Genomic DNA, 4,542 nt, shown 5'->3' on the forward strand with positions numbered 1-4,542 from the left:
GGTGGTGGTGACTGTCCGCGCGGCGGGGTCGATTTTGACAGCGCGGGCGCCACTGACCAGCTCCACGCCGTCCCACAATGCGGGGCTTCCGAGCGTCAGGTCCGCGTCCGTTTCGGTCAGTGCACGGCTGAGTGCAACGCGGTCGTAGGGGGCGTGGAGCTCCTCGGCCAGGACCGTCAGGGTCCAGCCGTCCAGGCCGCGGGCGTGCATGGCCTCGGCGAAGCGGTGCGCCGCGGGGCCTCCGCCGACCACCACCACGCGGCGGGATTCGCGTCCGTTTTCGGGTTGCAGGTTCATGGGCCAGCCCTTTCCATAAGGTGTGATTCAAGGCTAGGGAACCGGAGTTGCCCCGTCGTTTCGCTTATGTTTCGGCGCGTTAACTTTCACCTCACGCCGAATGGGGCGCTGGCGGTTAAGGAAGGTTTACCTGTTTGTCATGTGCGGGGCGGCTGCGGGAAACACGGCGTGAATAGTGTTTTTTTACAGTGGTTTTGGCTTCTACGCAGAAAAGGAATCCCATGGAAACTTTGCAGGAAACGTCAATGGAAGCCCGCTTGGAATCCTCCGCCACGCTGCACAGCGGCGCTGCGTGGCACCGGGTCTGCCGGCTTGGCGAGCTGGATGATTCGTGGGGCGAGGCGGCGCTGGTTGAGGGCCGCCAGGTGGCACTGTTCCGGGTGGGGGAGCGGCACGTATTCGCCGTCAACCACGCGGATCCGGCCACCCGGGCCAACGTCATGGCGCGCGGGATTGTGGGTTCGCGGGGCAACACCCACACCATCGCCTCCCCCCTCCACAAGGAGGTTTACAGCCTGTCCACGGGCGAATGCTTCGGAAATCCGGGGCTGCGCCTGGGCACCTACCCGGTGCGCGTGGTGGGCGACGCCGTCGAGGTGGCTGTTTAGCGCTCCCGACTGCACAGCACTGGCGGCCTTCAGCGCCCGCGGCCGCAACAACTGTGCACTGGGCTGCTGGCCGCCCGGCCGCCCGGCTGCCGCCCGGGCCTCAGCTGCCGCCTGGGGTGAGGCTCGACGCCGGAGCCTCCTGCCGCCGTCGTCGGACCACCGCGGCAATCACCACGGCGGCGCCGAGTCCCGCCGTCCACCACAGCGCGCGCCGTTCCGGGGTGGCGGCCGGCCCGGCATCGGGGGCGGCCTCCCTCCGCAGGGACCGGCCCTCGGCCACCAACAGCTGCTCCCTGTCACGCTTTTTGGCGCTCGCGGCCGTGTCCCGGGGCGGGAGCTGCAGCTCCGATTCGGCCTTGATGCCGGCCATCAGCTGGCGCCCGCGCTCCAGCTCCACATCCAGTTCGGCGCCGAGCAGCAGCATCAGGTTCAGGATCCACAGCCACAGCAGCAGGATGATCATGCCGGCCAGGGTGCCGTAGGTCTTGTTGTACTTGTCGAAGTTGCTGATGTAGAAGCCGAAGCCGGCGGACGCCGCCAGCATGGCGAACAGCGCCACGGCCGCGCCAAAGCTGATCCAGCGGAACCGCGGCTGCCTGACATTCGGCGTGAAGTAGTACAGGACGGCAATGAGCACCACGGCCAGGACGGCAACCACGGGCCATTTGGCCATGTTCCAGGCCCGCACGGCAGCGTTGCCGACACCCAGGGCGTCCCCCACGGCCAGGGCGATGGGCCCGGAGACCACCAGCATGAGGGCAATGGCCGCCGCCATGAGCACCGCCGCCAGCGTGACGAGCAACAGCGTGGGGCGCAGCTTCCAAAACGGCCGGCCCTCATCCGTGCCGTAGATGCGGTTCATGGCCCGGCTGAACGCGCCCACGTAGCCGGAAGCTGTCCAGAGGGCTGCCACCAGCCCCAGCGCAAACGTCCACCCGGCCGCCGGCGAGGACGCCAGCTGCTCCACCGGACCCTTGATGACATCCACCACCTTTTGGTCGCTCAGCCGCCCCGCGAGGGCCAGCATCACCTTGGTGGTCTGTTCGGCCTGCCCCAGCAGGCCCAGGATGGAAACCAGCGCCAGCAGCGCCGGAAACAGGGAGAAAACGCCGTAATACGTCAGGCCCGCCGCGATGTCGGCGCAGCCGTCCTGGCCGAATTTCCCCGCCGCGCGCCGGAAAATGTATTTCCAGGACCGAGCCGGCAGCCGGGTCAGCCCGCGGGGCTTGCGCGGATCCTCCGGCGCCGGCGCGGCGACCTTGTCCGGGGCAGTGTCCTGCTCGACGTCCTTCCGGGTGCCGTTCAAAAAGGCGATCGGGCTCATCCATCCGTCCGTTCCGTGGGGGCTGTGGACCTGGCTTTACCCTAGCGCGTGCCCCTATCGCCGCCGGAAAAGCCGCGCGACACGGCCGCGTTTGGCAGCCCCAGGTTCGGGTGGTTCGGAGTCGGCCTGCTCGGAGCCGGGCTGGGCTTCGGCCCGCCGGGACTCGGCCCGGGACCGCCACGCGCCGAGCTCGGCGTCGATGTCCCGCAGCGGCGTGACCACGGGCGGCCCGCCCATCAGCTGTCGGCGGGCCTCGATGATCCGTGCGTTGAAGTCCTCCAGGACTGCCCGCACCCGGGCCTCGGAGCCCTCGGCATCAAGCGTTGCCTCGAGTTGCGCATCCTCCGTGCGCAGCATCAGCGCCGGGGGCCCGAGCCCGCTGACGTTTTCGCGCCGCAGCAGCCCCTTGATCCACCAGTCGGGGTCGTCGGCGCCGCCCAGGCCGGGGATGGGCTTGCCGGCGTAGGCCAGGTTGTCGAACTCCCCGCGGGCCATGGCAGCGTCAATGGCATTGTCCGCAACTTCCCAGACATCGTCCGATTCGTGAAAGACGTGCGGTGCCGTTTCCCGCACGACGCCGTTGCCTCCGAGCGTCCGGCCGGCGGCTTGGGCGTATTCATCCACCGGGACGGGCGTATCCGCAGCGGCCCGCGCGTCCCGGTACCTGGCCGCCTCCAGGGCGTGGTCGCCGGAATTTTGGTGCTTGTTGCCGCGTGCCATCGGGGCGCTCCGTTCCCAAATGTCCTTCACCGGCCGCAACCGGCGAACTGCCTTCTTCAACCGTAGGCAGTGGTTCCCGCCGCGGTCAACGGCGGCAGGCGGGCGTTGCCGCCGTCGTGCCTGGCGGCAAGGCACGACACCGGACCGTGCCGCCGTCGTGCCCTGCCGGCACCCCGGCCGGGAGCGGCGCTACTGGCCCAGGGCGGCCTTGATGTCTGCCGACACAGCTTCAAGGGCACGCGCAGCCTCCGTCCGCGCCGCACCGAGGGCGTCCCGGTTCGACACGGGGACGATGACCTCCAGGTAGCACTTCAGCTTGGGCTCGGTGCCGCTGGGGCGCACGATCACGCGGGTGTTGTCCGCGCTGAGGTAGAGCAGGCCGTCCGTGGCCGGCAGCTCCGGGGAGCCCTCGGCGAGGTCGGTGGACGAGGTGACGGGCGATCCGCCAAGGCTGGCCGGGGGCTGCGCGCGCAGGGCCGCCATCATGGTTTTCAGCTTGGTGAGATCGTCCACGCGGATGCTCAGCTGGCTGCTGGCGTGCAGTCCGTGGGCCAGGGCGAGGTCGTCCAGGACGTCATGAAGTGTGCGTCCCACGGCTTTAAGGCCCGCCGCCATTTCGGCGATGAGCAGCCCGGCGGACATGCCGTCCTTGTCCCGCACCACCTCCGGCGCCACGCAGTAGCCGAGGGCCTCTTCGTAGCCAAACGCCAGGCCGGGCACCCGGGAAATCCACTTGAATCCGGTCAGCGTCTGCGCGTGCCGGTAGCCGGCCGCCGTCGCGATGCGCTCCAGCAGCCTGCTGGAGACAATCGAATTGGCGAACACGGGCACCTGGGGGGTGCCCGGCGTCGTGCCCGTTCCGGGGCCGGCTTCGGGGCCTGCGCCGACGCGGCCCCCCCGCGCGGCGATGTGCGCGCCCAGCAGGGCACCCACCTCGTCGCCGTGGAGCTTGTGCCACTGGCCGGTGGCCGGGTCGGGAAGGCCGACGGCGGCGCGGTCGGCGTCGGGATCGTTGGCGAGCACCACGTCCGCCCCGACCTTTTCGGCGAGGGCGAAGGCCAGGTCCAGCGCGCCGGGCTCCTCCGGGTTGGGAAAGGCCACCGTGGGGAAATCCGGGTCTGCCGCGGACTGCTCGGGCACCGCATGGATGTCCGTGAAGCCCGCGTTGTGCAGCACCGCCAGCGCGGTGTCATGGCCCACGCCGTGCATGGACGTATGGACTATGCGGAGCGTGCGTGCGGGGTAGCCGGCGGGGTCGGCCAAGGCGCCGACGGCCGACTTGTAGCTGTCCAGGAGGGAGCCGTCCAGCGCTGTCCAGCCGTCCGCGGCGAGGGGGATGTTGGAGGTGTCGCCGGCCTCCTTGGTGTCGGAGACTGCCGCGATGTGGGCGGCAATCCGGGCGTCGTGGGGTGCCACGATCTGCACGCCGCGGGCCTCCGGGGCTACGGCGCGCCCGCCCAGGTAGACCTTGTAGCCGTTGTCGCGGGCCGGGTTGTGGCTGGCCGTGACCATGACGCCGGCTTCGCAGTTGAGGTGCCTTACGGCGAATGCCAGCACGGGGGTGGGGAGGGGTGCGGGGAGCAGGAACGTCTC

The 4,542-nt window shown here is 69.9% G+C and carries 5 protein-coding genes; 1 reads left to right on the forward strand and 4 read right to left on the reverse strand.

Features of this window, described 5'->3' with window-relative positions; genetic code table 11:
* The coding region (locus tag LPN03_RS20425) for an FAD-dependent oxidoreductase (RefSeq protein WP_262455717.1) at window positions 1–297 on the reverse strand (297 nt) is incomplete at its 3' end.
* 245 nt (window positions 298–542) lie between these two features.
* Here LPN03_RS20425 and nirD point away from each other — a divergent pair.
* Complete coding sequence (gene nirD / locus LPN03_RS20430; RefSeq protein WP_262455720.1) at window positions 543–905, forward strand: nitrite reductase small subunit NirD; 363 nt, start codon at window positions 543–545, stop codon at window positions 903–905.
* 100 nt (window positions 906–1,005) lie between these two features.
* On the opposite strand, the gene LPN03_RS20435 is transcribed toward nirD, so the two are convergent.
* The 3 genes from LPN03_RS20435 to LPN03_RS20445 all read right to left on the reverse strand — a co-directional run.
* Entirely contained in the window at window positions 1,006–2,229 is a 1,224-nt protein-coding gene (locus LPN03_RS20435; RefSeq protein ID WP_262455718.1) for a YihY/virulence factor BrkB family protein, read from the reverse strand.
* Between the two features lie 54 nt (window positions 2,230–2,283).
* A complete protein-coding gene (locus tag LPN03_RS20440; protein ID WP_165181555.1) occupies window positions 2,284–2,949 on the reverse strand; it encodes a DUF1992 domain-containing protein in 666 nt (221 codons plus the stop codon).
* Window positions 2,950–3,138: 189 nt separating this feature from the next.
* A partial coding sequence (locus LPN03_RS20445) for a phospho-sugar mutase (RefSeq protein WP_262455719.1) occupies window positions 3,139–4,542 on the reverse strand: 1,404 nt, incomplete at its 5' end.

It is taken from the genome of Arthrobacter sp. A2-55 (assembly GCF_025548615.1).
Lineage (GTDB): Bacteria > Actinomycetota > Actinomycetes > Actinomycetales > Micrococcaceae > Specibacter > Specibacter silviterrae.